Source organism: Actinomadura decatromicini (assembly GCF_008121305.1).
Lineage (GTDB): Bacteria > Actinomycetota > Actinomycetes > Streptosporangiales > Streptosporangiaceae > Spirillospora > Spirillospora syzygii.
On record NZ_VSRQ01000001.1, the window covers coordinates 1,352,643 to 1,377,488 of the forward strand.

General features: G+C 74.7%; 24 protein-coding genes and 1 riboswitch. Of the genes, 14 read left to right on the plus strand and 10 right to left on the minus strand.

Annotation, left to right across the window (positions count from 1 at the left end):
- Entirely contained in the window at positions 1-879 is an 879-nt protein-coding gene (gene uppS / locus FXF68_RS05510; RefSeq protein ID WP_246178328.1) for a polyprenyl diphosphate synthase, read from the plus strand.
- A gap of 42 nt (positions 880-921) precedes the next feature.
- Here uppS and FXF68_RS05515 read toward each other — a convergent pair whose 3' ends face one another.
- Both FXF68_RS05515 and FXF68_RS05520 read right to left on the minus strand, forming a co-directional pair.
- Positions 922-2,355, minus strand: coding sequence for a sensor histidine kinase (locus FXF68_RS05515; protein ID WP_148757764.1), 1,434 nt, complete (start codon positions 2,353-2,355; stop codon positions 922-924).
- Entirely contained in the window at positions 2,352-3,092 is a 741-nt protein-coding gene (locus tag FXF68_RS05520) for a response regulator transcription factor (protein ID WP_148757765.1), read from the minus strand. Before FXF68_RS05520 ends, FXF68_RS05515 begins: the two co-directional genes overlap by 4 nt.
- 459 nt (positions 3,093-3,551) lie before the next feature.
- On the opposite strand from FXF68_RS05520, the gene FXF68_RS05525 reads away from it, so the two are divergent.
- Positions 3,552-4,073: a DoxX family membrane protein gene (locus FXF68_RS05525; RefSeq protein ID WP_148757766.1), complete on the plus strand. Its 522-nt coding sequence runs from the start codon at positions 3,552-3,554 to the stop codon at positions 4,071-4,073.
- A gap of 324 nt (positions 4,074-4,397) precedes the next feature.
- Here FXF68_RS05525 and FXF68_RS05535 read toward each other — a convergent pair whose 3' ends face one another.
- A complete protein-coding gene (locus tag FXF68_RS05535; protein WP_148757767.1) occupies positions 4,398-5,453 on the minus strand; it encodes a S1 family peptidase in 1,056 nt (351 codons plus the stop codon).
- A 430-nt stretch (positions 5,454-5,883) separates the two neighbouring features.
- Here FXF68_RS05535 and FXF68_RS05540 point away from each other — a divergent pair, with 430 nt between their 5' ends.
- Positions 5,884-6,768 carry an aminoglycoside phosphotransferase family protein gene (locus tag FXF68_RS05540; RefSeq protein WP_148757768.1) on the plus strand — a complete coding sequence of 295 codons (885 nt, stop codon included), beginning with the start codon at positions 5,884-5,886 and terminating at the stop codon, positions 6,766-6,768.
- An 8-nt stretch (positions 6,769-6,776) separates the two neighbouring features.
- Here FXF68_RS05540 and FXF68_RS05545 read toward each other — a convergent pair whose 3' ends face one another.
- The 6 genes from FXF68_RS05545 to FXF68_RS05570 form a co-directional block, all read right to left on the minus strand.
- Positions 6,777-7,526, minus strand: a complete 750-nt coding sequence (locus FXF68_RS05545; protein ID WP_187437743.1) for a glycoside hydrolase family 25 protein — start codon at positions 7,524-7,526, stop codon at positions 6,777-6,779.
- A gap of 53 nt (positions 7,527-7,579) precedes the next feature.
- A riboswitch (cyclic di-AMP (ydaO/yuaA leader) is annotated at positions 7,580-7,719 on the minus strand.
- Positions 7,720-8,039: 320 nt separating this feature from the next.
- Positions 8,040-8,675 (minus strand): response regulator, encoded by a 636-nt coding sequence (locus FXF68_RS05550; protein WP_148757770.1) that lies wholly within the window; start codon positions 8,673-8,675, stop codon positions 8,040-8,042.
- Entirely contained in the window at positions 8,672-9,832 is a 1,161-nt protein-coding gene (locus FXF68_RS05555) for a sensor histidine kinase (RefSeq protein ID WP_246178330.1), read from the minus strand. The genes FXF68_RS05550 and FXF68_RS05555 overlap by 4 nt, the downstream gene beginning before the upstream one ends.
- Before the next feature lie 10 nt (positions 9,833-9,842).
- Positions 9,843-10,448, minus strand: a complete 606-nt coding sequence (locus FXF68_RS05560; protein ID WP_148757771.1) for a flavodoxin family protein — start codon at positions 10,446-10,448, stop codon at positions 9,843-9,845.
- 79 nt (positions 10,449-10,527) lie between these two features.
- Positions 10,528-11,355, minus strand: coding sequence for a glycosyltransferase family 2 protein (locus tag FXF68_RS05565; protein ID WP_148757772.1), 828 nt, complete (start codon positions 11,353-11,355; stop codon positions 10,528-10,530).
- 8 nt (positions 11,356-11,363) lie between these two features.
- Positions 11,364-12,251, minus strand: coding sequence for a glycosyltransferase family 2 protein (locus tag FXF68_RS05570; RefSeq protein WP_148757773.1), 888 nt, complete (start codon positions 12,249-12,251; stop codon positions 11,364-11,366).
- 225 nt (positions 12,252-12,476) lie between these two features.
- Between FXF68_RS05570 and FXF68_RS05575 the strand changes: the two genes are divergently transcribed.
- From FXF68_RS05575 to FXF68_RS05620, 10 genes are read left to right on the plus strand one after another with little or no spacing between them, the layout of a single operon-like run.
- A complete protein-coding gene (locus FXF68_RS05575) occupies positions 12,477-14,117 on the plus strand; it encodes a carbamoyltransferase family protein (protein WP_148757774.1) in 1,641 nt (546 codons plus the stop codon).
- Complete coding sequence (locus FXF68_RS05580; protein WP_148757775.1) at positions 14,114-15,634, plus strand: HAD-IIIA family hydrolase; 1,521 nt, start codon at positions 14,114-14,116, stop codon at positions 15,632-15,634. Before FXF68_RS05575 ends, FXF68_RS05580 begins: the two co-directional genes overlap by 4 nt.
- Positions 15,631-16,665, plus strand: a complete 1,035-nt coding sequence (locus FXF68_RS05585) for a glycosyltransferase family 9 protein (protein ID WP_148757776.1) — start codon at positions 15,631-15,633, stop codon at positions 16,663-16,665. The genes FXF68_RS05580 and FXF68_RS05585 overlap by 4 nt, the downstream gene beginning before the upstream one ends.
- A complete protein-coding gene (locus tag FXF68_RS05590) occupies positions 16,665-17,660 on the plus strand; it encodes a glycosyltransferase family 4 protein (protein ID WP_148757777.1) in 996 nt (331 codons plus the stop codon). Before FXF68_RS05585 ends, FXF68_RS05590 begins: the two co-directional genes overlap by 1 nt.
- Positions 17,657-18,898 carry a glycosyltransferase gene (locus tag FXF68_RS05595; RefSeq protein ID WP_148757778.1) on the plus strand — a complete coding sequence of 414 codons (1,242 nt, stop codon included), beginning with the start codon at positions 17,657-17,659 and terminating at the stop codon, positions 18,896-18,898. The genes FXF68_RS05590 and FXF68_RS05595 overlap by 4 nt, the downstream gene beginning before the upstream one ends.
- A complete protein-coding gene (locus FXF68_RS05600) occupies positions 18,898-19,503 on the plus strand; it encodes a D-sedoheptulose-7-phosphate isomerase (RefSeq protein WP_148757779.1) in 606 nt (201 codons plus the stop codon). The genes FXF68_RS05595 and FXF68_RS05600 overlap by 1 nt, the downstream gene beginning before the upstream one ends.
- Entirely contained in the window at positions 19,496-20,926 is a 1,431-nt protein-coding gene (gene rfaE2 / locus FXF68_RS05605) for a D-glycero-beta-D-manno-heptose 1-phosphate adenylyltransferase (RefSeq protein ID WP_148757780.1), read from the plus strand. Before FXF68_RS05600 ends, rfaE2 begins: the two co-directional genes overlap by 8 nt.
- Positions 20,923-21,600 (plus strand): SDR family oxidoreductase, encoded by a 678-nt coding sequence (locus FXF68_RS05610; protein ID WP_148757781.1) that lies wholly within the window; start codon positions 20,923-20,925, stop codon positions 21,598-21,600. The genes rfaE2 and FXF68_RS05610 overlap by 4 nt, the downstream gene beginning before the upstream one ends.
- Entirely contained in the window at positions 21,597-22,559 is a 963-nt protein-coding gene (locus FXF68_RS05615; protein ID WP_246178331.1) for a glycosyltransferase family 9 protein, read from the plus strand. Before FXF68_RS05610 ends, FXF68_RS05615 begins: the two co-directional genes overlap by 4 nt.
- 10 nt (positions 22,560-22,569) lie before the next feature.
- Positions 22,570-23,553, plus strand: coding sequence for an NAD-dependent epimerase/dehydratase family protein (locus tag FXF68_RS05620; protein WP_148757782.1), 984 nt, complete (start codon positions 22,570-22,572; stop codon positions 23,551-23,553).
- Between the two features lie 7 nt (positions 23,554-23,560).
- Here the strand turns inward: FXF68_RS05620 and FXF68_RS05625 are convergent, their stop codons facing one another.
- Complete coding sequence (locus FXF68_RS05625) at positions 23,561-24,451, minus strand: polysaccharide pyruvyl transferase family protein (RefSeq protein WP_148757783.1); 891 nt, start codon at positions 24,449-24,451, stop codon at positions 23,561-23,563.
- A 154-nt stretch (positions 24,452-24,605) separates the two neighbouring features.
- Here FXF68_RS05625 and FXF68_RS05630 point away from each other — a divergent pair, with 154 nt between their 5' ends.
- Positions 24,606-24,842: a hypothetical protein gene (locus FXF68_RS05630; protein WP_148757784.1), complete on the plus strand. Its 237-nt coding sequence runs from the start codon at positions 24,606-24,608 to the stop codon at positions 24,840-24,842.
- Positions 24,843-24,846: the final 4 nt, after the last annotated feature.

Genomic DNA, 24,846 nt, shown 5'->3' on the forward strand with positions numbered 1-24,846 from the left:
GTGTCAGCGAATTCCGTCCGGCACGTGGCCTGCATCATGGACGGCAACGGCCGCTGGGCCATGACCCGCGGACTGGAGCGCATACACGGACACCTGGCCTCCATGCCCGCCTTGGAGGCGGTCGTGGACGCCGCACTCGCCGAGGGCGTGCCGTGGCTGACGTTGTTCGCCTTCTCCACCGAGAAGTGGTCGCGTCCGGCGGGCGAGGTCGGATTCCTGATGAGCACCTTGGCCAACAGGATCATCGACACCAGCCTGTCCCGCTTTCACGCCAAAGGGGTGCGGGTGCGGATGCTGGGCGCGATGGAAGGCTGCCTTTCCGATGACATGGCGGCGAAGATCCAGCACGCCGAGGAGATCACCCGCGACAACGACGGGCTGAATCTGACGATGGCGGTCGGCTACGGCGGCCGCGACGCCATCGTGCACGCCGCCCGCGCGCTGGCCGCCGCCGGGATCCCGCCCGACGACATCACCGCCGAGGTGTTCGCCCGGCACCTCCAGGACCCTGACTTGCCCGACGTGGACCTGCTGATCCGCTCGGGCGGCGAGCAGCGGCTGTCGAACTTCCTGCTCTGGCACTGCGCCCACGCCGAACTGGTGTTCCTGGACGTCCTCTGGCCCGACTTCCGCGCCGAGCATTTCCAGCACGCCCTGCGGATCTACCACCAGCGCCAGCACCGCTTCGACAACATCGCCGTCACCCCGACTGCCCCCACCGGTGGCGGCGCGATCGTTCCCAGGGTGATCACCCTGCCCGGCATCATGGCCCTCCACCTGACCAACGGCCTGCTGGGCACGGTCCGCGGCACGATGCGCGCCGCCGCCACCCACCTGACCACCACCCCACCACCTCCCCCGGACACCCCACCCCACTGACGGTCGTCACGGATACATCGCCTGCCCGGGCGCGGTTCTCAGCTACCTCGTCATCGTCGTCGTATGAGCGAGGGTGATTCGGAAGGTCGTGTGGGCGTCGGTTATGAGTTCGGCGTGGCCGTGGTGGGCGGTGGCGACCGCTTGGACGATGGCCAGGCCGAGGCCGGTGCTGCCTGAGGTGCGTGAGCGGCCTTGGTCGGCGCGGACGAAGCGGTGGAAGATCTCTTCGCGCAGTTGTTCGGGGACGCCGGGGCCGTCGTCCTCCACGTCGAGGACGACGGTGTCGCCGGTGGTGGTGAGTTTGACGGTGACGTGGGTGCCCGGGGGTGTGTGGGTGCGGGCGTTGGCCAGGAGGTTGGCGATGAGTTGGTGGAGACTGCGGGCGTCGCCGGTGACGATCACCGGTCGTTCGGGCAGGACCAGTTCCCAGCGGTGTCGGGGGCCGGCGGCGCGGGCGTCGGCGGTGGCGTCCAGGACGATGCGGGTCAGGTCGACCGGGCGGGTGTCCAGCGGGCGGCCGGCGTCCAGGCGGGCCAGCAGCAGCAGGTCGTCGACGAGGTCGGCCATCCGGACCGATTCGGCCTCGATGCGCCCGAGCGCCCGCGTCACCTCGGGCGGGACGGGTTCGGCGGTGCGCAGGGCCAGTTCGGCGTGCCCGCGGATCGCGGCGACCGGGGTGCGCAGTTCGTGGCTGGCGTCGGCGGCGAAGCGCCGCAGCCGCTCCTCGCTGGCCTGCCGCCGGGCCAGGGCGTTCTCCACGTGCCCGAGCATCCGGTTCAGGGCGGCGCCGACCCGTCCGACCTCGGTACGCGGATCGGTGTCGGGGACCCGCTCGGGCATCGCCACCTGCCCGCTGGCCAGGGGCCGCTCGGTGATCCGCGACGCGGTCGCCGCGACCCGCCGCAACGGACGCAACGTCAACCTCACCATGACCGCCGCCGCGATCCCGGCCGCGGCCAGCACGGCCGCGAACACCACGACCTCCACTAACACGACCTGGTGCAGCGTGTCCTCGGCGGGGCGCAGCGGCAGGCCGGTGACCAGGACGTCGCCGTCGGCGCCCGGCACGGCCACCACCCGGTACTCGCACAGGGCCGACAGGGAGAGGGAGCGTCCCCGGCCGTCGGCGGGCAGGTCGGCGAGGGCGCGGCGGTCGGCGGGGGTGAGCGGCACCGGCTCGTCGGAGTCGCCGCGGACGACCGCCGCCTGCGTCACCGCCCGCCCGTACAGGCGCGCGCCGAACGTCCCCGTCGCCTGGCCACGGGTGTCGGGACCGTTGCCCGCGCCCCTCGGCCAGTGGTGCTCCAGGCTCGCCGGGAACCGGCCGCCGGACGCGGTGAGCTGATCGTCCAGCCGTCCGACCAGGAACCGGGCGAGCGCGGTCGTGGTCGCGAGCCCGACCGCGAGGCAGCTCAGCGCCAGCAGGAGGACGAGCCCGGCGGTGAGCCGCGCCCACAGCGTGCGCGGACCCTTCACCGACCGTCCGCCTTCAGGATGTAGCCGATGCCGCGGACGGTGTGGATCATCGGCGGGCGGCCCGCGTCGATCTTCTTGCGCAGGTAGCTGATGTACAGCTCCACGACGTGCGCCTGGCCGCCGAAGTCGTAGTTCCAGACCCGATCCAGAATCTGCGCCTTGCTCAGCACCCGGCGCGGATTGCGCATCAGGAACCGCAGCAGTTCGAACTCGGTCGGGGTGAGTTCGACGGGACGGCCGTCGCGGGTCACCTCCCGCGCGTCCTCGTCCATCGTGAGCGGGCCCACCGCGATCAGGCGAGCGGCGTCGGCGCGGCGGGTCATGCCCGCCCGGCGCAGCAGCCCGCGCAGCCTGGCCAGCACCTCCTCCAGACTGAACGGCTTGGTGACGTAGTCATCGCCGCCCGCCGTCAGCCCGGCCACACGGTCCTCGACGGCGTCGCGGGCGGTGAGGAACAACACGCACACCTCAGGCGCGTCCGCTCTCAGACGATGCAGGACGCCCAAACCGTCGATGTCGGGGAGCATCACGTCCAGCACGACGGCGTCCGGACGAAAGTCGGCGGCGACCGCCAGCGCCTCGGCACCACCCCCGGCGGTACGGACCGTCCACCCCTCCAGCACCAGCGCGCGGGACAACACCTCCGCCAGGTCAGGCTCATCGTCCACGACGAGCACCCGGACGGACGTGCCGTCGGTTCTTCGGAGGCCCGTGGCTTCGGGTTCAAGATTGGTCATGGTGCCGCCAGCATTCACCGTTCATCTCCGTGTTTTCTCAGAAAAGGCGCTGGGGGTCCACCGACCGGGCGGTCTGGCGCCGCGCGGCGATCGGGGCCACCGCCGTTCAGGCCGGGCGGGCCTGGTCCGTGGCCGAGATTCAGAGAGTTCTCATAGGAACCGTCCCTTGTGGGTCGGGAGAACTCGAAATACCGGTTCGGCGGGACGGCCTTTTCGCAGGTGAGCTGCCGTAGTGGGCGGGTGTTCGCCTTGTGCGGCTCGGGCGATGCGGTGTCCGGCGCTGGACGGGCGGTCGGCGCCGACTTCGTCCAAAACCACCGGCCAGCTCACTCGACATGAGCGAACGACCATTTACTCCAGTACACCAGACGGAAGGCGTACGACGCTTGCCAGGAAAGGGAACAGATAGGAAACTTCCCAGTCGAATGGCTCGTCAGCTCCCCGCCCCAAGGAACTCCCATGTCCCTCGAAACCCCCCTGCGCCCTTCGTCGTCCCTGGAATCACAGCATCCCGCCCGGTATGCGCTCGCCGCCGGACGGATCTTCCTCGGCTGGACATTCCTCTGGGCCTTCGTCGACAAGCTCTTCGGCTTCGGCAAGCCGACCGAGAAAGGCTGGCTCTCCGGCGTCTCACCGTCCAAGGGCTTTCTGAGCCACACCGAAGGCCCGTTCAAAGACATCTTCCACGCGATGGCCGGAAAGGTCTGGGTCGACGCCCTGTTCATGTTCGGGCTCGGCGGGCTCGGCATAGCGCTGCTCCTCGGCATCTGCCTGCGCATCGCCGCGGCCGGTGGAACGCTCCTGCTCCTCATGCTCGCGGCCGCGTCACTCTGGCCGGAGACCAATCCCTTCATGGACATGCACTGGATCTATGCCGCGCTTCTGGTCGCCGTCGCGCTCGCCGACAACGGGACCACCCTCGGCCTCGGACGGGCCTGGGCACGGCTGCCCATCGTCCGCGACTACCCCGTCCTTCGCTGACCGGCTCACCCGGGCCGCGGCGGGCGAGCACGCCGCCCGCCGCGGCCTTCCCGTCTCTATGGCGGGCCGATTCCGTCACGGGACGTGCGCACGAACCTTGCCCCGCATTCACGAACCTTTACTGCCCCGCATTGACGAGGGCGCCCAGCGAACCGCCATTCAGCGGGGCGGCGAAGAAGTGCCGCCGGTGAGAGCACGATCGCGCTTCCGTCGCGCACATGACGCAGCGCCCGCCTAGCCAAAGCAACCTGCCCCAGCAACGACGACCACCTTCATGCTCGCAAGGATGCCATTGGCATCGGAGCGAGCCGTGGAGGAAAGGTCTCAGTAGATTTCGACGTCGAACGCGGAGAGGACTCCGTCGAGCGGCTGGATGAAGGACGTTCCACCACCCTCGCAGTTTCCGCCGGCGCCGATTCCCAGACCGACCGCGAAGGGGCCGGAGAGGTAGGGCGTTCCCGGAGCGTCGCCGGACTCCGTGCAGATGGTCGTCTTCACCAGGCCGGTGATCGTCCCTCCTCGGAGTCGCACGCTCTGGTTGCGCGCCGTCACGGTGCCGCACTTGATCCCGGTGTCGGGGCTGGTGCGGCAGACGCGGTGGCCGACCTCCAGGGCGCGCGCCGCCAGGACGTCCTGCGAACCCGATGGCGTCCCGACGCTGCCGGGCCTCTCCACGTGGGGGCTGACGTAGCGGACGAGCGCGGTGGAGTTCCTGACCGCGACGACGGTGCCGAGCTCGATGACCAGCGTCGGATCGGCGTACAGCTTCAGGCCCACCTCGGCGCAGCCGCCCGTGGTGAGGAAGTAGTAGCTGCCGGCCTTGCGCACGTTGAAGCCCAGGGTGCAGCGGACGCCGCCGCGCGCGAAGATCGTCTCGCCGCCCTCGGGATCCGGGGTGATGAGCAGGCCGGGATGCGCGGGCGGCTCGGGGTCGGGGTCGTCGCCCTTCGGCGGATCGGGGTCTGGCGGAGTCACGGGATCGTGGCCCGCGGGGGGATCGGGCTTGGTCACGGGCCCCGGCTTGGGCTTGCCGGGGTCGGGTCTGCCCGGCCTGGCCTTCCCGGGCTTGGACGGCGAGCCGGGGGCCGCCACCACGGGAGCCGGAACCGCGGGGTCGGGGGCCGATTCGCGACCGGGCTCGGACGCGGACGACCGGTGGCGGCCGCGGGCCGGGACGCCGGCCTGGGCATCGGCGGCGACGCGGCCGGCCGCGGCCTCGTTCAGCGGGTCGCCGTCCGGGGCGGGCGCGCGCTTGGGCAGCAGGTCGGGGGCGGGAGCGGGGGCGAGGGCGGAGTCGGGGGACTGAGTGATCATGTAGGGAGCGGTGGCGACGAGGACGGCGGTGCCGCCCACGAGCACGATCAGCGGAACGGACCTCACGGGGAGCCTCCTGGGGGTGGCGGGGGTGAGGGGGTCGGCCCAGGATGACGGTTTCCGGAATTGTGCTGAATGAATGACGCCCTTAACAAGGGTTGAAACTGCCAAGATCTTCGCTCGCCGTATATCAGATACCAGCTAGTCGGCATGACATCCGGCCCGCCCGGCCGCACTCCGATGCGAAAATTGTTATCGTCCAATCACTTTTCGTCACCGTCCACACCATTTAAGACCGTTCCATTTTTCGGTGGGCGACGCCCTTCGGCGGCCCGGGAAGACAACGGGCATTTCGGACATGCGTCCGGCCCTCGGCGGCCGCGGCCTCGACCGGAGTCTGGTCGGGTGGTTCGCGCCGGACGCCGTGCCGTTCGCGCTCGCCGGTAGTCGGTTGACGGATTCGGCGTCGCGGCGATCTCCTCGTCGCGTGGCCAAGATGCATGACGATGAGGTGGACATCGATGCGGATCTCGTCGAGCGCCTGATCCGCGGGCAGTTTCCCGAGTGGGCCGATCTCCCCGTGAGAAGGCTGGATTCGGGTGGGACCGTCAATGCGATTTACCGGCTCGGCGGAACGCTGACGGTGAGGCTTCCCCTCACGGCCGGAGGGGTCAAGGCGCTGCGGTGGGAGCGGCGGTGGCTGGACCGGCTCGCGCCCGCGCTGCCCGTCGCGATCCCCTCCCTGGTCGCGGAGGGACGGCCCGCCGGCGGGTATCCGTTCGCCTGGTCGGTCCACCGGTGGATCCCCGGGGAGACCCCGGTCGAGGGCCGTCTCACCGAGGCCGAACCGCTGGCGCGCGACCTGGCGGCGTTCGTCACGGCGCTGCGGCGGGTCGGCGCCGCCGGCGCGCCGACCGCCCATCGCGGCGGCCCGCTGGCGGACCTCGACGCCGCCACGCGCGACGCGATCGAGGACCTGCGCCGCACCGACGAGCCCTTCGACGCCGACGCCGCCCTCGCGACCTGGGAGGCCGCGCTCGCCGCCCCACCGTGGAGCGACGCCCCGCAGTGGGTGCACGCCGACCTCATGCCCAGCAACCTGCTCGTCGCGCGGGGCAGGCTCACGGCCGTCCTGGACTTCTCGACCGGCGGGGTCGGCGACCCCGCCTGCGACCTGATCCCCGCGTGGAACCTGCTCCCCGCCCCGGCGAGGCGGGTCTTCCGCGACGAGGTCGGCCTGGACGACGCCGCCTGGACGCGCGGGCGCGGCCGAGCGCTGTCGATGGCCCTCATCCAGCTCCCCTACTACCGGGCCACCAATCACGTCATCTCGGCCAACGCCCGCCACGTCATCCGCGAGACCTGCGCGGGAATTCCGTAGGACGCCGGTCAGCCGGAACTCCGCGCCGAAGGGTCGTAGCCGAGTTGCCGGAGCCCGTCCGCGGAAAGCCGGGACACGTTGTGGTCGTGGTCGGTGGACGCATACTGATGAATGGCCCACTGCTTCCACGGCGTAGGGGCGGCGACCCGTCCGCGCGCCTTTCCGTAATGCGCGACCCACAGCGGATATAGGCCGAGGCCCTTGCCGTATTCCTTCGCGAACGACCACGAACTGTAGAAGAGCGGCTTGACGCCGGTCTTCTGCTGAACGCGCTCCAGCCAGCGCTTGGCCCAGTCGTTCACTTCGCTCTTGGAGCGGCCGTCCGTGGTCTCCAGGTCGAGGACGAGCAGGTCGCCCGAACGCAGTCCGGCGGACGTCACCGTCTTGAGGTAGTGGTCGGCCTCCCGCACCGGGTCGTTGCCGGGACGGCCGTAATGGTAGGCGCCCCTGACCAGCCCGTTCTCCTGGATCTCCGCCCAGTTGCGGTCGAAGGTCGAGTCCTTGTGCTCGACGCCCTCGGTGGCCTTGACGATGCCGAACGAGAGCTTCTTCTGGCTCCAGTCGAACCCCTTGTCGTGATGCGAGACGTCCACCCCGTAAGGGCGGGACGCCGGGGCCGTCACCTTCTTCTCGGTCCGCGTCATCGGCGCTGCGGCGGCCTCGGCGGGTCGCTCCGCCTCGGGCGCGCTCGCCGTTCCCGCGGTCACGGCCAGCGGGACGGCGACGCCCCCGGCGATCACCAGGACCATCAGCAGCATTCTGCCCCGCCTACGCTTTCCGATCATTTTCCGGATGCCCGTTCGCACTGGCGTCCACCTCTCCTTTTCCGCCTGCCGGGTTAGCTGACGGGTTCGGGCCAGGAGACGGCCCTACCGCTGGCGGCCAGCGGATTCACCCCGGAGGAACCTGGGTCCCCGGCTCCCCTTTCGGGGGATTCGGCGTCCGGCCGGACTTCGACCGGTGCAGCGGAGAATAGGCAGCGGAAAACGGCGACGGCAACTCGGAACGGCAAATAGATTATGCGTGCGGCGCGGCCTGCCCTCCCGAATTCCCCGGCGGGACAAGGGCTTTCGACGGGTCGTTCTCAGGCGGCGGGTCCGGCGAAATCAACCGATCGGTTGACGCGGGCGTCAACCGGACGGCGCGGCACGTCCCGCCGATCGTCCGATGGGAGCCGGACGTCGCGCGGCGACCGTGGAGGAGGAAGCGTGTGAGGAGGAAGAAGGCGCCGTCACGCGTCGCCATCGAGCCCGCGGACCCGCCGGGCCGTCTCAGCCGGGGAGGCGGATGAGGCGCCGCTCGACGGCCGCGGCGACGGCGGCCGTGCGGGTGCCGACGCCGAGCTTGGCGAAGATGTGCACCAGGTGCGTCTTGACGGTGGCCTCGCTGATCAGCAGGCGGCGCGCGATCCGCTGGTTGGACAGGCCCTCGGCCAGCAGTTCGAGGATCTCGATCTCCCGTGGGCTGAGCGCGGGCGCGGGTTCGCGCAGCCGGTCCGCGAGGCGGGTCGCGACCTCCGGCGACAGCGCCGTCTCGCCGCGCGCGGCCGTGCGGATGCCCTGGAACAGCTCGTCCGGCGGGCCCGCCTTGAGCAGGTAGCCCGCCGCGCCGACCGCGATCGCGCGGGAGACGTCGGCGTCGGAGTCGTAGGTGGTGAGGACGAGGACGCGCGGCGGGTCCGGCAGCGCGAGGATCCGCCGGGTCGCCTCGACGCCGTCGATCCCCCCGCCGAGCTGGAGGTCCATCAGGACGACGTCGGTCGGCACGAGCCCCACCCGCCGGACCGCCTCCTCACCGTCCGCCGCCTCCGCGACCACCTCGATGTCCGGCTCTCCGCCGAACAGGGCGCGCAGCCCGGCCCGCACGACGGGGTGGTCGTCCACGATCGTCACCCGGACCACGCTCATCCTCGCTCCTCCGGGCTCGACGGCCGTGCCGCGCGGCGCGGGGCCGTCGCGGCGACGACGGTTCCGGCGCCCGGAGCGCTCTCGACCGCGAGGGCGCCGCCGACTTCGGCCATCCGGTCCCGCATGGCCCGGAGCCCGTATCCGCGTCCGGGGGCGGACGCGACGGCGGCGGGGTCGAAGCCGGAGCCGTCGTCGGCCACGTCCAGGGACACGGCGTCGTCCAGGTAGGTCAGCGTGAGCGTCACCGCCGTCGCGGCGGCGTGCTCGCGCGCGTTGGCGACGGCTCCCTGCGCGACGCGGAGCAGCGCCGCCTGCACCTGGACGTCCACGGGGTACTCGTCCCCCGCCGTCCGGAACCGTACCCGCGGGTCTCCGGCCTCCGCGTCGGCCAGCTCCGCGAGCGCGGCGGGCAGGGACCCGGACGCCAGCGCGGGCGGGGCCAGCGCCCGGACGAAATGGCGCGCCTCGTCGAGGTTCGCGGCGGCGACGTCGGCGGCCCGGCGCAGCTGGCTGCGGGCCGCCTCCGGCGCGGCGTCCCACTGCCGGTCGGCCGCCTGGAGCAGGATCCCGAGGCTGGTGAGGCCCTGCGCGAGCGTGTCGTGGATCTCGCGGGCCAGCCGCTCGCGCTCCGCCAGCACCCCGGCCGCCCGCTGCGTGTCGGCCAGCTCGCCGCGGGTGCGGACCAGGTCGTCGACGAGCCGCTGCAACTCCAGGAGGATCACGGCCGCCATCCCGGCGACCGCGATCGGGGCGAGCACGAGGCTCGGGTCGAACGGGTCGGTCAGGTAGACGGCCGCGAAGATCACCGCGCCGGTGATCACCACGACGGCGGCGACGGCGGCGCGCGGCGACAGCAGCCGCAGCGCGGCGAAGAACAGCGGGACGGCGCACCAGGCGAAGCTCGGCGCGGCGGCGACCAGGGCGAGCCAGCACACGAGCACGGCGGCGAGCCAGCCGAGGCGGCCCCGGCGGCCGAGCGCGTCCCAGCGGACGGCGCCCAGCGCGTAGCCGGCGCCGAGGACCCCGCTCAGCGCGAGCAGCGCGGGCGTCGCACCGTCCAGCCCGTGCCTGACCGCCAGCCGGGACGCCGACGCGGCGAGCAGCAGGAAGAACCCCGCGTGCATCGCCAGCCGGATGCGCCGCTCCGCCCTGGTCACCCGGGCAGGGTCAGGACGGCGGGGCCGGGATCGGGTTCGCGGCGAGCGCCGAGGCGGCGGCGACCAGGTTGGCGGCCATCGCGCGTCCGGTGCTGTGCGACCAGTCGTGGCCCTCCTCGGTCTCCAGGTAGCTCGGGCCCGGTCCGGGGCCGCGGTTCCAGTACGTCCACGCCTGGCCGGGGATCGTGTAGCCGAACTCGTTCAGCGCGCCGCTCAGGTTGTTGATCACGTGGTGGGCGCCGTCCTCGTTGCCGGTGACGATCACGCCCGCGACCCGGTTGAAGGCGACGGGACGGCCGTCGTCGTCGGTCTCCGACAGCATCGCGTCCATCCGCTCGACGACCCGCTGGGCGACCGAGGACGGCTGCCCCGCCCACGTCGGCGTCGCGAGGATCAGGATCTCCGACTCCAGCAGCGACTTGTGGACGGCGGGCCACGGGTCGCCGTCGCCGAGGTCGGTCTCCACGCCGGGCGGGATGTCCAGGTCCACGGCGCGGATGCTCTCCACCTCGACGTCCCTGGCGCGCAGCGCGTCCTCCACCACAGCGGCGAGCGCGTGGGTGTTCGAGGTCTCCGGCGAACGCTTCAGGGTGCAGTTGATGACGACGGCGCGCATCCGCGCCTCCCTCCGGGTCCGGTGCGGGTCTGCTCCCGCGAGGTACCCGGGTCAGCGCGGTGAAACGTCGAGGAAAACGTCAGTAGTCCGGCAGGCGGGCGCGGGCGGCCTCCACGGCGGGCGGGACGGGACGCCGCGCGAGCGCCAGCGCGGGCAGGACGCGGACGGCGGCGGCGAGCCCGGCGCGGCCGTCCCGGCTGCCGAGCGCGGCGGCGGCGGCGCGGGCGACCGCCGGGAGCGGGCGGCGCAGCCACGCGGTGAGCAGCCGGTTCCGGACCTGCCTCCGGCGGCGCGCGACCGGGTCGCGGCCCGTCGTCGCCGGATGGTGGTGGACGACCAGCTCCGCCGCGTAGGCGAGGCCCCATCCGGCGGCGGCGAGGTCGAGCGCGAGCAGCTCCTCCTCGCCGCCGAAGTGGAGGACGTCGGAGAAGCCGCCCGCGTCGAGGAACGCGTCCCGCCGGACGACGACCGAGCAGGCGAGGAAGCCGAGGACGGCCGGTCCGGGCAGGCCGTCCGGGCGGCCGAGGGGCGAGCGGGCCATCTCCCCCGAGACGGGGTCGAGCCGTTCCTCCGCGCCGACCAGCACCCGCGCGGCGAGCAGCGCCGTGCGGGGATGGGCGTCCAGGATCGCCGCCGCGCGGTCCAGGCTCCCCGGGGCCCACCAGGAGTCGTCGTCGGCGAAGGCGACGTAGCGGGTGGCGGCGCGCCGGACGGCGACGTTGCGCGCGGCGGCGCCGAGGTTGCCGGGCAGGCGCAGCACGGTCGCCCCTGACTCGGCGGCGACGTCGGCGGTGCCGTCGGCGGAGGCGTTGTCGGCCACGATCACCGGGGCCGTGTGGTGGCGGAGGCTGCGGCGCAGCTCCGGCGCGCGGTCGCGGGTGGCGACGACGATCGTCACTGCGGGCATGGGGCTCCCTAGCTCACGTAGCGGCGGGCCGTGGACCCGCGCTGGGACGTCTCCAGGCTGCGCAGCCGCGCCTCCACGTCGGGCGGCAGCGGCCGGCGCGCGCGGACGACCCAGGGCAGCCCGGCCGCCGCCGCCCCGAGCGCGCCCGCCGTCACGCGGTCGCGCGGCAGGGTGCGCAGCAGCCCGGCCGTGCGGCGCAGCGCCACCGGCAGCGGGCGGCGCAGCCAGGTGAACCACAGCGTGTTGCGGATGCCGTGGCGGCGGCGCAGGTGCGGCTCGCGGAGCCGGGACGGCTCGTGGTGCACGACGACGTCCTCGGCGAAGCAGAGCTGCCAGCCGAGGGTCATCAGGTCGGCGCTGAGCAGCTCCTCCTCGCCGCCGAGCCACAGCCGCGCGGAGAACCCGCCCGCCTCGCGGAACGCGGAGGTCCGGAGCATCGACGCCCCGGCGAGGAACGACCCGAGCGCGGGCCCCGGCAGCCACGGCGGTCCGGACACCGGCGAGTGCCGCAGCTCCGGCACGATCGGGTCCTCGCGCCCGCCCGGCTCCACCAGGATCCGGCCGGTGACGACGGCGAGCCGCGGGTGCGCGTCGAGCAGGTCGGCGGCGCGGGACGGCGCGTCCGGGTCCCACCAGGTGTCGTCGTCCCAGAACGCGACGTACGGGGTGCGGACGTGGTCGACGGCGACGTTGCGGGCGACGGCCCCGAGGTTGCGCGGCGAACGGATCAGGGTGACGTCCGGGAACTCGTCGGCGACGGCGTCGGGAGACCCGTCCCGCGACGCGTTGTCGACCACGACGACCGGCGCGCTCTCGGTGAGCGCGCGGGCGCGGGCGAGGACGGCGAGCAGGGAGCGCCGCCGGTCACGGGTGATGAGGACGACGGTGAAGCGCATCGCCCCGGCCGGTACCCGGCGTCCTCCGCACCATGCGTGAAAAGTTGAATATGCCGGTAAATCATCAAATTAAAGGAACTTCGGGCTGCTTCTGTTTAGGTGTCCGGCTCCGGGCAATGGGCGAATGACCTATAGGGGATTCGCTCCGGTTCAGCGGAGGTCGATGCCTACGACGCAGGCATCGAAGATCCCTTCCTCACCGACGTGGCGCAGAAACGGGGACACATGCGCGTGCTCGGAATCAATGCGATCTTCCACGACCCGGCCGCCGCCCTGGTCTGCGACGGCGCCGTCGTCGCGGCCGCGGAGGAGGAGCGGCTCAGCCGCCGCAAACACGGAAAGCGCCCGGTCCCCTTCTCCGCCTGGGAACTGCCGGAGAAGGCCGCGCGGTGGTGCCTCGACGAGGCCGGGCTGGAGCCCGGCGCGCTCGACGCCGTCGCCTACTCCTACGACCCGTCCCTGGTCGAGCCCGGCCTCGACGGCCACGACCGGGACTGGGAGCGGCTCCGGACGCTGTACGCGCGCCGCGCGCCGAACTTCCTCGCCACCGCGCTGCCCGGGCTGGACCCGGGGATCGTCCGGTTCGTCCCGCACCATGTTGCGCACGCCGCGTCCGCCGCGCTCGCCGCGCCCGGCCCCGGCGAGGGGGACGTGCTGGTCCTGGACGGCCGCGGCGAGTCGCACTCGCACCTCGCCGGGACCTACGAGCGCGGCGAGTTGATGCCGCTGCACGCGCAGCGGCTCCCGCACTCGCTCGGGCTGATGTACGAGGACCTGACCGAGCACCTCGGCTTCCTGCGCTCCAGCGACGAGTACAAGGTCATGGCGCTCGCGTCCTACGGCGAGCCGCGCTTCCTGGACGAGCTGCGCGAGCACGTCCGCGCGACGGGCGACGGCGGCTTCGCGGTCGCGCCGATCGACTGGGGCTCGCTCGCCAAGGCGCGCGGCCCGGACGGCGAGTGGACCCGCGACCACGCCGACCTCGCCGCGAGCGTCCAGACCCGGCTCGAAGAGGTCCTCCTCGACCTCGCGACCTGGCTGCACGCCCAGACCGGCGGCCGCCGCCTGGCGCTCGCCGGGGGCGTCGCGCTCAACTGCGTCGCGAACTCCCGGCTCGCCGCGGACGGCCCCTACGAGGAGGTCTGGGTGCAGCCCGCCGCGGGCGACGCCGGGACCGCGCTCGGCGCGGCGCTGCACGTGGCCCGGTCCGGCGGCGACGCGCCGGCCGCGATGCCCGGCGCGGACCTCGGCCGCCGCTGGGACGACCGGGACATCGCCGCGCGCCTCGACACCGCGAAGATCCCCTACGAGCGGCCGGACGACCTCGCCGCCACCGTCGCGGACGCGCTCGCGCGCAACGAGGTCGTCGCCTGGTTCCAGGGGCGCTCCGAGTTCGGCCCGCGCGCGCTCGGGCACCGCTCCCTCCTCGCCCACCCCGGACACGCGGAGAACGTCGAGCGGCTCAACGACGTCAAGGGCCGCGAGCAGTTCCGGCCGATCGCGCCGATGGTCGCGCTCGACCACGCCGCCGGGATCTTCGACGGGCCGCTGCCGAGCCCGTACATGCTGTTCGTGCACGACGTGCGGCCCGAGTGGCGCGCGCGGATCCCCGCCGTCGTGCACGTGGACGGCACCGCCCGCGTCCAGACGGTCGACGCCGCCGACGAGCCGCTCGTCGCGCGCCTGCTGGAGGAGTTCCGCCGCCGCACCGGGCTGCCCGTCCTCGTCAACACGAGCCTGAACACCGCCGGGCGGCCCATGGTGGACGACCCGCGCGACGCGCTGGAGTGCTTCGGCTCGGCCCCGGTCGACCTGCTCGCCATCGGGCCCTACGTCGTCCGCAGCCGGGAGGTGCACGCCCGATGAGCTACACCGTCGTCATCCCGACCATCGGCAGGCCGAGCCTGCGCGTCACGCTGGACGCGCTGCTCACCGCCCTGCGGGCCGGGCCGGGACCGGCGCCGCACGAGATCGTCGTCGTGGACGACCGGCCGGCGCCCGGCGCGCCGCTGCCGATACCGGAGTCGGCCGGGCCGGAGGTCCGGGTCGTCCGCTCCGGCGGGCGCGGGCCCGCCGCCGCGCGCAACACCGGCTGGCGCGCGGCCGCGTCCGAGTGGGTCGCCTTCCTGGACGACGACGTCGTCCCCGATCCGGACTGGCCGGAGGCGCTGGCGGCCGACCTCGCGGGGCTGCCGTCCGAGGTCGGCGGGTGCCAGGGGCGGGTCACCGTCCCGCCGCCGCCCGGCGGCCGGGCCGCCACCGACTGGGAGCGCAACACCGCCGCGCTCGCGTCCGCCGACTGGATCACCGCCGACATGGCCTACCGGCGCGGCGCGCTCGCCGAGCTCGGCGGGTTCGACGAGCGGTTCCGCCGCGCCTACCGGGAGGACGCCGACCTCGCGCTGCGCGCCCTGGACGCCGGGTACGGCCTCGTCCTCGGCGGGCGGCGGGTGACGCACCCGGTCCGCCCGGCCGGGTTCTGGGCGTCGGTGCGGGCGCAGGCGGGCAACGCCGACGACATCCTCATGTGGCGGGTGCACGGCCGGTACTGGCGGCTCCGGGCCGGGGAGGGACGCGGCCTGCTGCTCCGTCACGCGCTCACCACCGCCGCCGGGCTCACGGCGCTGGCAGCCGTTCCCGCCGCGTTCCGCGACCGGCGCTCGGCCGTCGCGGCGGGCGTCGCGGGCGGCGTCTGGACGGCGCTGACCGCGCGGTTCGCCTACGAACGGATCAGGCCGGGGCCGCGCACCCCGGGCGAGGTGGCGAAGATGCTGGTCACCAGCGCCGCCATCCCGCCCGCCGCGATCCGGCACCGGCTGCGGGGCCTCGCCGTCCACCGGCGGGCGCGCGGCTGGGGCGCGGCGCGGGTCGTGCTGTTCGACCGCGACGACACCCTGATCCGGGACATCCCCTACAACGGCGACCCGGCGCGAGTCGAGCCCATGCCGGGCGCACGCCGCGCCCTCGACCGGCTGCGGCTGCACGGCGTCCGCGTCGGCGTCGTCTCGAACCAGTCCGGGGTGGCGAAGGGGCACATCACCGCCGGGGACGTCCGGCGCGTGAACGCCCGCGTCGAGGAGCTGCTCGGCCGCGTCGACGCCTGGGAGTTCTGCCCGCACGACGGGCCGGACGGCTGCGGCTGCCGCAAGCCCCGGCCGGGGATGATCGAGCGGGCCGCCGAGCGGCTCGGGGTGCGGCCGTCCGACTGCACCGTGATCGGCGACGTCGGCGGCGACGTCGAGGCCGCCGCGGCGGCCGGGGCGCGCGCCATCCTCGTCCCGACCGGCCGGACCCTGGAGGCGGAGATCGCGAAGGCGCCGGAGATCGCGCCGACGCTGGTCGCCGCCGTCGAACTCGTCCTCAACGGAAGGCCCCGCCGGTGAACGGGCCGGTCGGGCCGGGGACGGCCCCGCCGAGGGTCCTCGTCGCGCGGCAGGACAACATCGGCGACGTGCTGCTCGCCGGGCCCGCCGTGCGGGCGGTCGCCGCGCGGGCCGCCGAGGTCGTCCTGCTGTGCGGGCCGCGCGGCCGCGCCGCCGCGGACATGCTGCCCGGCGTCGACCGCGTCATCGAGTGGCGCGCCCCCTGGATCGACCCCGACCACGTGCCGGTCGAGCGCGCCGCGATCGACGGCCTCGTCCGGGAGCTGGAGGGGTTCGACCGGGCGCTGATCCTCACCTCGTTCCACCAGTCGCCGCTGCCGCTCGCGCTGCTGCTCCGGCTCGCCGGGACGCCGTGGATCGGCGGCATCAGCGAGGACTACCCCGGCTCCCTCCTCGACCTGCGGCACCGGCCCGACACCGACGTGCCGGAGCCGCAGCGGATGCTCGCCCTCGCGGACGAGGCCGGGTTCCCGACCCCCGCCGACACCCGGCTGCGGGTCCGCGGGCCGCTGCCCGACACCCGCCACCTCACCGGACGTCCCGGCTACGTGGTGGTGCACCCGGGGACGTCCGTCCCCGCGCGGGCCTGGCCGCCCGCGCACTGCGCGGAGGCCGTGCGGCTGCTCACGGCGGCCGGGCACCGGGTGGTCGTGACCGGCCACGCCGACGAGAAGGAGCTGACCGCCTTCGTCGCCGGGGAGGACGGCCTCGACCTCGGCGGCCGCACCGGGCTGCCGGAGCTCGCGGCCGTGCTGGCGGGCGCCCGCGCCGTCGTCGCCGCCAACACCGGCCCCGCCCACCTGGCCGCGGCCGTCGGCACGCCGGTCGTGTCGCTGTTCGCGCCGACCGTCCCGGCGGCGCGGTGGGCGCCGTTCGGCGTCCCGCTGGCGCTGCTCGGCGACCAGGGCGCGGCCTGCCGGGACAGCCGCGCCCGCGAGTGCCCGATCGACGGGCACCCGTGCCTGTCGTCGGTCACCGCCGACCAGGTCGCGGCGGCCGTCGAGATCGTCGCCAAGGAGGGGCCCGCCTGATGAGAGTGCTGATGTGGCACGTGCACGGGTCGTGGGCGACGTCGTTCGTCCACGGGCCGCAGACCACGCTCGTCCCCGTCACCCCCGACCGGGGACCGGACGGCAGGGGACGCCCCGACACCTTCCACTGGCCCGACCGCGCCGTCGAGGTGACACCCGAACGGCTCCGCCGCGAGGACGTCGACGTCGTCGTCCTGCAACGCCCCCACGAACTGCATCTGGCGGAGGAGTGGCTCGGACGCCGCCCCGGACGCGACGTCCCCGCCGTCTACGTCGAGCACGACACGCCGCGCCGCACCCCGGCCGACGTGGGTTCGCCCGAGGAGGTCGTCCCGGACAGCAGGCACTTCCTGCACGACCGCTCCGACATCCCGGTCGTCCACGTCACCCACTTCAACGACCTGTTCTGGAACTGCGGCCGCGCCCCGACGACCGTCATCGAGCACGGCGTCGTCGACCCCGGCTACCGGTACGCCGCCGACATGCCGCGCGCGGGCGTCGTCATCAACGACCCGCTGCGCCGCGGCCGCCTCACCGGCGCGGACCTGCTGCCCGAGCTGGCCGCCGCCGTCCCCGTCGACCTTTTCGGGATGAACGTCACCGGCGTCCCCGAGCGGCTCGGCATCGCCCCCGAGTCGCTGTGGACGTTCGAGGACCTGCCGCAGGCGAGGATGCACGAGGAGCTCGCCCGCCGCCGCGTCTACGTCCACCCCTACCGGTGGACGTCCCTCGGCCTCGCGCTGATCGAGGCCATGATGCTCGGCCTGCCGGTGGTGGCGCTCGCCACCACCGAGGCGGTCGAGGCGGTGCCGCCGGAGGCCGGGGTGCTGTCCACCCGGGTCGCGACGCTGGCGGACGCCGCCCGGAGCCTGGCCGCCGACCCCCCGCGCGCCCGCCAGATGGGCAAGGAGGCGCGGGCCTGGGCGAGCGACCGGTACGGCCTGCCGCGTTTCCTGCGCGACTGGCGGCGAACTCTCCAGGAGGTAACGCGATGAGGATTGCCATGATCTCCGAGCACGCCAGCCCGCTCGCCGCCGCGCGCGGACCGGCGGGCACCGGCCTCGGCGGGGCGGACGCGGGCGGGCAGAACGTGTTCGTCGCCGAACTCGCCGCCGAACTCGGGCGGCAGGGGCACCACGTCACCGTCTACACGCGCCGGGACGCGCCGGGCCCGCCCGACCGGGTGCGGCTCGCGCCGGGCGTGACCGTGGAGCACGTCCCGGCCGGACCGGCGAAGCCCGTCGCCAAGGACGACCTGCTGCCGTGGATGCGCGACTTCGGCGCCCACCTGGAGCGGCGCTGGGCGGCCGACCCGCCGGACGTGGCGCACGCGCACTTCTGGATGAGCGGCCTCGCCGCCGTCCAGGCCGCGCAGGCCGCGCAGGCCGCGGGGACGCCGCGGGTGCCGGTCGTGCAGACCTACCACGCGCTCGGCTCCGTCAAGCGCCGCCACCAGGGGGACAGGGACACGAGCCCGGCCGCGCGCGTCCGGCTGGAGCGCGCGATCGGGCGCGCCGCCGCCGCCGTGATCGCCACCTGCTCGGACGAGGTCGGCGAGCTGACCGCGATGGGCGTCCCGCGCGGCCGCGTCCGGGTGGTGCCGTGCGGCGCCGACCTGGGCCTGTTCACGCCGGACGGCCCCGCCTCCGGCGGCGGCGGACGGCACCGGCTCGTCGTGCTGTCCCGCCTCGTCGAGCGCAAGGGCGTCGACACCGCGATCCGCGCGCTGGCCGCGCTTCCGGACGCCGAGCTGCTGATCGCGGGCGGCCCGCCGGACGAGGACTTCGACGCCGACCCGGAGGTGCGCAGGCTCCGCCGGGCGGCGGCGGACGCGGGCGTCGCCGACCGCGTCGAGTTCCTCGGCAGGCTCGGCCGCGACGAGGTGCCGCCGCTGCTGCGCTCGGCGAGCCTCGTGGTGACGCTGCCCTGGTACGAGCCGTTCGGCATGGTGCCGCTGGAGGCGATGGCCTGCGGCGTCCCGGTCGTGGCGACCGGCGTCGGCGGCCACCTCGACACCGTCGTGGACGGCGGCACCGGCGTGCTCGTCCCGCCGCGCGACCCGGACGCGGCCGCCGCCGCGATCCGCGCGCTGCTGGCCGCGCCCGCGACGCGGGCCGCGATGGGCGAGGCGGCGAGCGCACGGGCGCGCGAGCGCTACTCGTGGGCCCGCGTCGCCGCCGACACCGCCCGCGTCTACCGGCACGCCGCCGCGCTGAGCGAGGTGGCGGCCTGATGACCGCGCAGACGGGAACGGAGACCCGGGCTGGAGCCGGGCACGACCGGCGGCTGGAGTCGCTCGCCGACGCCGCGCTGCGGTTCCGCGACCAGGTCCCGACGATCGAGGCGTGGGGACGGCGGCTCGCCCGCGTCCTCGACTCCGGCGGGCGGCTGCTCGCCTGCGGCAACGGCGGCAGCGCCGCCGAGGCGCAGCACCTGACCGCCGAGCTCGTCGGCCGGTTCGAGGACGAGCGGCTCCCGCTGTCGGCGATCCCGCTGCACGCCGACACGTCGTCGGTCACGGCGATCGGCAACGACTACGGCGCGGTCAGCGTGTTCGAGCGGCAGGTGCGGGCGCACGGCCGTCCGGGGGACGTGCTGGTCTGCCTGTCCACCAGCGGGCGCAGCGCCAACGTGATCGCGGCCGCGCACCGGGCCGGGTCGCTCGGGATGACCTCCTGGGCGATCACCGGGCCGGGCCCGAACCCGCTCGCCGAGGCGTGCGACGACGCGGTGACCGTGCGGGCGGCGGCCGTGTCGACCGTCCAGGAGATCCACCTCGCCGCGATCCACCTGCTGTGCGGCGCGGTCGACGACGCGCTGGGGGTGCGGCATGCGTGACCGAGGCGCTCCGCTGGTCGTGGTCGGCGACGTCCTGCTCGACATCGACGTGGTCGGCACCAGCACCCGGCTCTGCCCGGACGCGCCCGTCCCCGTCATCGAGGCGGCGACGGAGCTGCCCCGGCCGGGCGGCGCGGGCCTCGCGGCGCTGCTGGCCGCGGCGGGCGGGCGCGAGGTGGTGCTCGTCACCGCGCTCGCCGACGACGAACCGGGACGGCGGCTGCGCGCGATGCTGGAGCGGCACCTGGAGGTCGCCGCGTTCCACCTGCACGGCGGGACGCCCTGCAAGATGCGCATCCGCTCCGGCGACCAGTCGGTGGCCCGGCTGGACGCCGGGGAGGGCGAGGCGCTCGACGGGCCGGTCGGCCCGCGCGTCATCGACGCGATCGCGGGCGCGGGCGCGGTGCTGGTCGCCGACTACGGCCGGGGCGTCACCCGGCACCGGGCCGTCCGGGCGCGGCTCGGGGAGCTGTCGCGCGACGTGCCCGTCGTGTGGGACCCGCACCCGCGCGGCGAGCCGCCGCTGCCCGGCGTCCGGCTGCTCACCCCGAACGAGGAGGAGGCCGCCCGGCTCGCCGCCGCGGACGGCGCCGACATCACCGGCGCCGGGCTGTCGGCGGCCGGGCGGCGCGGCCGCCACCTCGGCCGCTCCTGGGGGATCGACGGCGTCGCGGTCACGCTCGGCGCGGACGGCGCGCTGCTGTGCGACGGCTCGGAGGCCCCGTTCCTCGCCCCGGCGCGGCCCGCCCGCGGCGACACGTGCGGCGCGGGCGACGCCTTCGCCGCCGGGGCCGCGGCCGCGCTCGCCGACGGCGCGGACCTCGCGGGCGCCGTCACGACGGGCGTCGACCAGGCGTCCGGGTTCGTCCGCGCGGGGGCCGCGGCGGCGGTCGCGGCGCGGCTCGCCGAGACCGGCACGGCCCGGCTCGTCCCGGAGCGGGGCGAGGACGCCTGGGACATCGTCGAGCGGACCCGGCGGGCGGGCGGCACGGTCGTCGCGACCGGCGGCTGCTTCGACCTGCTGCACGCCGGGCACGTCAGCCTGCTCCAGCAGGCGCGGCGGCTCGGCGACTGCCTGGTCGTCTGCGTCAACTCCGACGCCTCGGTCCGCCGCCGGAAGGGGCCGTCCCGGCCGGTGACGCCCGCCGAGGACCGCGTCCGGGTGCTGGAGGCGCTCAGCGACGTGGACGCGGCGGTCGTGTTCGACGACGACACCCCGGCGGCGCTGCTGGAGCGGCTGCGCCCCGACCTGTGGGTCAAGGGCGCCGACTACGCCGGGACGACCCTGCCCGAGGCCGAGACGGTCCGGGCCCACGACGGCGAGGTGGTCCTGCTGCCTCTGCTGGAAGGGCGCTCCACCACGCGCCTGCTGTCCACCACCCAAGCCACCACTCAAGCCACCACGAAGGGAACCGCGTCATGAACGTCCTCATCACCGGCGGCGCGTCCGGGCTCGGCGCGGCCGTCGCGCGCAAAGTCGCCGCGGACGGCGGACGGCCCCTCGTCCTCGACCGCCATCCGCCGAAGGACGACGTCGAGCACATGCAGGCCGACCTCGCCGACCGCAAGTCCGCCGAGCGCGCGGTGCACGGCCTGGCCCGTGCGGCGGGCGGCCTCAACGCCGTCGTCACGGCGGCGGGCATCGACGCGTGCGGGACGCTCTGCGAGGTCCCGGCCGAGGACTGGGAGCGGGTCGTCCAGGTCAACCTGCTCGGCACGGCGGCCGTCGTGCGCGCCGCGCTCCCCTACCTGGAGAACGAGCCTCAGGGGCGGGTCGTGACCGTCGCGTCCACGCTGGGGCTCAAGGCCGTGAGCGACGCGACCGCCTACTGCGCGTCCAAGTTCGGCGTCGTCGGGTTCACCCGCGCCCTGGCCGTCGAGATGGCGGGGAAGGTCGCCGTCACGATGGTCGTGCCCGGCGGGATGGACACCGCGTTCTTCGACGGCCGTCCCGAGCAGTACAAGCCGGGGCCCGACGCGCGGCTCAACAGTCCCGAGGACGTCGCCGCGACCATCGCGTTCGTGCTCTCCCAGCCGCGCGGCTGCGAGGTGCGCGAGATGGTCGTGTGCCCGTCGCGGGAACCGTCGTGGCCGTGAGCCGCGAGCGGGTGCTCGTGCTCCGGGCACTCGGGCTCGGCGACCTGCTGACCGCCGTCCCGGCGTTACGGGCGCTGCGGCGCGGGATGCCCGGCGCGCGGATCACGCTCGGCGCGCCGGCCGTCCTCGGCCCGCTCGCCCGCGAGTCCGGGGCCGTGGACGACATCCTGCCCGCGGTGGGGCTGGAGGTGCCGCTCCCGCGCGCCGCCGGGCCGGTGGACGTCGCCGTCAACCTGCACGGGAAGGGGCCGCGGAGCCACCGGCTCCTCGCCGCCCTAGCGCCGGGCCAACTGCTCGCCTTCGCCTGCCAGGACGCCGGATACACCGGCGGCCCCGGCTGGGATCCGGAGGAGCACGAGGTGGCCCGCTGGTGCGGGCTCGTCACGGCGTTCGGCTTCCCCGCCGACCCCGCCGACCTGCACCTGCCGGAGCCCGCGGCGGCGTCGCCCGCGCCCGGCGCCGTCGTCGTCCATCCGGGCGCGGCGTTCGCGGCGCGGCGGTGGCCCGCCGAGCGGTTCGCGGCCGTCGCGGCGGCGCTGCGGGACGGCGGCGAGCGCGTCGTCGTCACCGGCGGCCCCGGCGAGACGGCCCTCGCGCGCCGCGTCGTCCGGCTCGCCGGGCTGCCAGAATCGGCCGACCTGTCCGGCCGCACGCCGCTCCCGGAACTGGCCGCGCTCGTCGCGCACGCCCGGCTGGTGGTCTGCGGAGACACCGGCGTCGGGCACCTCGCCACCGCGTACCGCACCCCGTCGGTGCTGCTGTTCGGCCCGGAGCCGCCGGACCGCTGGGGGCCGCCGCCGCGCGCCGGGCACCACGTCCTGTGGGCCGGGTGGCACGGCGACCCGCACGGCCGCGCGCCCTTCCCGGGCCTGCTGGAGATCTCCGCGGACGCGGTCGTCGACGCCGCCGCGAAAGCGCTCGGCGCCGCCGAACCGTCCTTTGTGAACCAGGATCGATGAGAGGACCACGATGACTCAGCCACGCGCCGTCGTCACCGGAGGCTGCGGCTTCCTCGGCTCGCATCTGTGCGAAGCGCTGCTGGCACGGAGGATCCCGGTGGTGTGCCTGGACAACCTGCTGACGGGAACGGCCCGCAACATCGCGCACCTGATCGAGCGGCGCGACTTCCTGTTCAAGGAATGCGACCTGACCGAGCCCGTGGACGTCCCCGGCGACATCGGGTACGTCTTCCACCTCGCCTCGGCCGCGTCCCCGGCCGACTACCTGCGGCTGCCGATCCAGACGCTGGAGGTGGGCAGCCTCGGGACCCGCAACGCGCTGGAGTTCGCCGAGGCCAAGGGCGCCCGGTTCGTGCTCGCCTCCACGTCCGAGGTCTACGGGGACCCGCTCGTCCATCCGCAGCCCGAGTCGTACTGGGGCAACGTCAACCCGATCGGGCCGCGCAGCGTGTACGACGAGGCCAAGCGGTTCGGCGAGGCGCTGACGTCGGCGTTCCGGCACTCGCGCGGCCTGGACGCCGCCATCGTGCGGATCTTCAACTCCTACGGGCCGCGGATGCGCCCGGACGACGGCCGCGCCATCCCGACCTTCCTGCGGCAGGCGCTCACCGGCGAGGACATCACCGTCACCGGCGACGGCTCGCAGACGCGCTCCATCTGCCACGTGGACGACACCGTCCGGGGGATTCTCGCGCTCGGGACGTCGGAGCATCCCGGCCCGATCAACATCGGCAGCCCGTTCGAGATCTCCATGACCGACCTCGCTGAGCTGGTCATCGAGCTGACCGGCTCGCGGTCCCGGATCCGGTTCGTGGACCGTCCGGCGGACGACCCGCGCGTGCGCCGCCCCGACACGCGCCTGGCCGAGGAGGTGCTCGGCTGGCGGCCCCGGATCCCGGTCGAGGAGGGGCTGCGCACCACGATCGAGTGGTTCGCGCGGGAGCTGCGGTGCCCCGTCCCGCCGCAGGCCAAGCCCCGGCAGGTGCCCGCCTAGGCCGCTCTCAGCGGACGCCGAGGGCGTTCAGGAGTCCGCTCACGAGGAGGTCGGGCGGAGGCGGCGCCGCCGCCCGCGCCCGGCCCTCCGGGGACAGCGCCCAGCCCCACCACCGGTCGAGGACGGCGGGGTCGAGCAGCGGCGTCCCCGCCGTCTCCGGGACGGTCACGACGGCGGGCCACGACCAGGCCCGCGCCTGCGCCGCCACCTTCGCGCCGCCCGCCACCGGGTCCACGGCCAGCGCGGGGACGCCGTTCTTCAGCGCCAGGACGAGCCCGTGCAGCCGCGTCGTCACCACCAGGTCGAGGCGGCGCACGGCCGACTCCAGCTCCGCCGCCGTGCGGAACAGCCGCCAGTCGCGCGGGTCGAGCCTCGTGTCGAGGGGCAGCCGGGCGCATTCGCGGGCGGCGAGCCAGCCGGTCAGCTCCCGCTGGACGCCGGAGTGGCGCCGCCGCGTCCCGTACTCGGCCTGGCCGGGCGCGAGGACGATCCCGACGACGGGCACGGCCGGGGTCGCGACGCCGCCCGCCAGGTCCGGGCGGGGCGCCGCCGCGGGCGCGTCCCGCGCGAGGACCGCGTCGAAGCCCGTGACCGCCGGGTCGTCCGGGTCGACGACGGAGACCCCGACCGCGATCCGGACGCAGTGCGCGTACCGGCGGTGCAGCTCCTCGATCTGCGTGCCGCGCACGGGGCCGCAGGCGAACACCAGGTGGGTGTAGCGGGCCGGGTCCGCGTGCGCGAGGTCCAGGCCGTCCGGCCTGAACACGGGGCTCCACGCCAGGTCGGAGTCGACGCGGGCGTCGGCGAGGCCCCGGCGTACCGCCTCCATCGCCAGGACGTCGCCCGCCGTCGCCTCGCCGTGCACGAAGCTCGGCCAGCCGGTCACCAGCACCCGCATCCGCCGCCGACCGCCTTCCGTCCCGGGCCTCGCCGTCGACCCGCGTGCTACCCGCGCCCGGCCGCGCCATTCGGCCCGGCGAATCCGCGTAGGGGCGGACGCCTCGGGTAGCACCGCCGACGAAACCCGATCCGAGAAGCATCAGGAGGTCGTGATGGTGACGGCGCATCCGGAGACCGGCGAGGTCACCGGCACCAAGGACAAGGACTACAACCTGATCTGGTACGTCGAGCAGTGCCTCAGCAACGCGCTGCGCCTGGAGGTCTACATCGCCGACGCCGAGCGCGCGGGCGACGAGCGGCTCGCCGACCTCTTCCGCCGCGCGCAGTCCGACAGCCGCAAGGGCGCGCAGCAGGGCAAGGAACTTCTCGCCCAGCGAATCGGCAGCTGAGCAT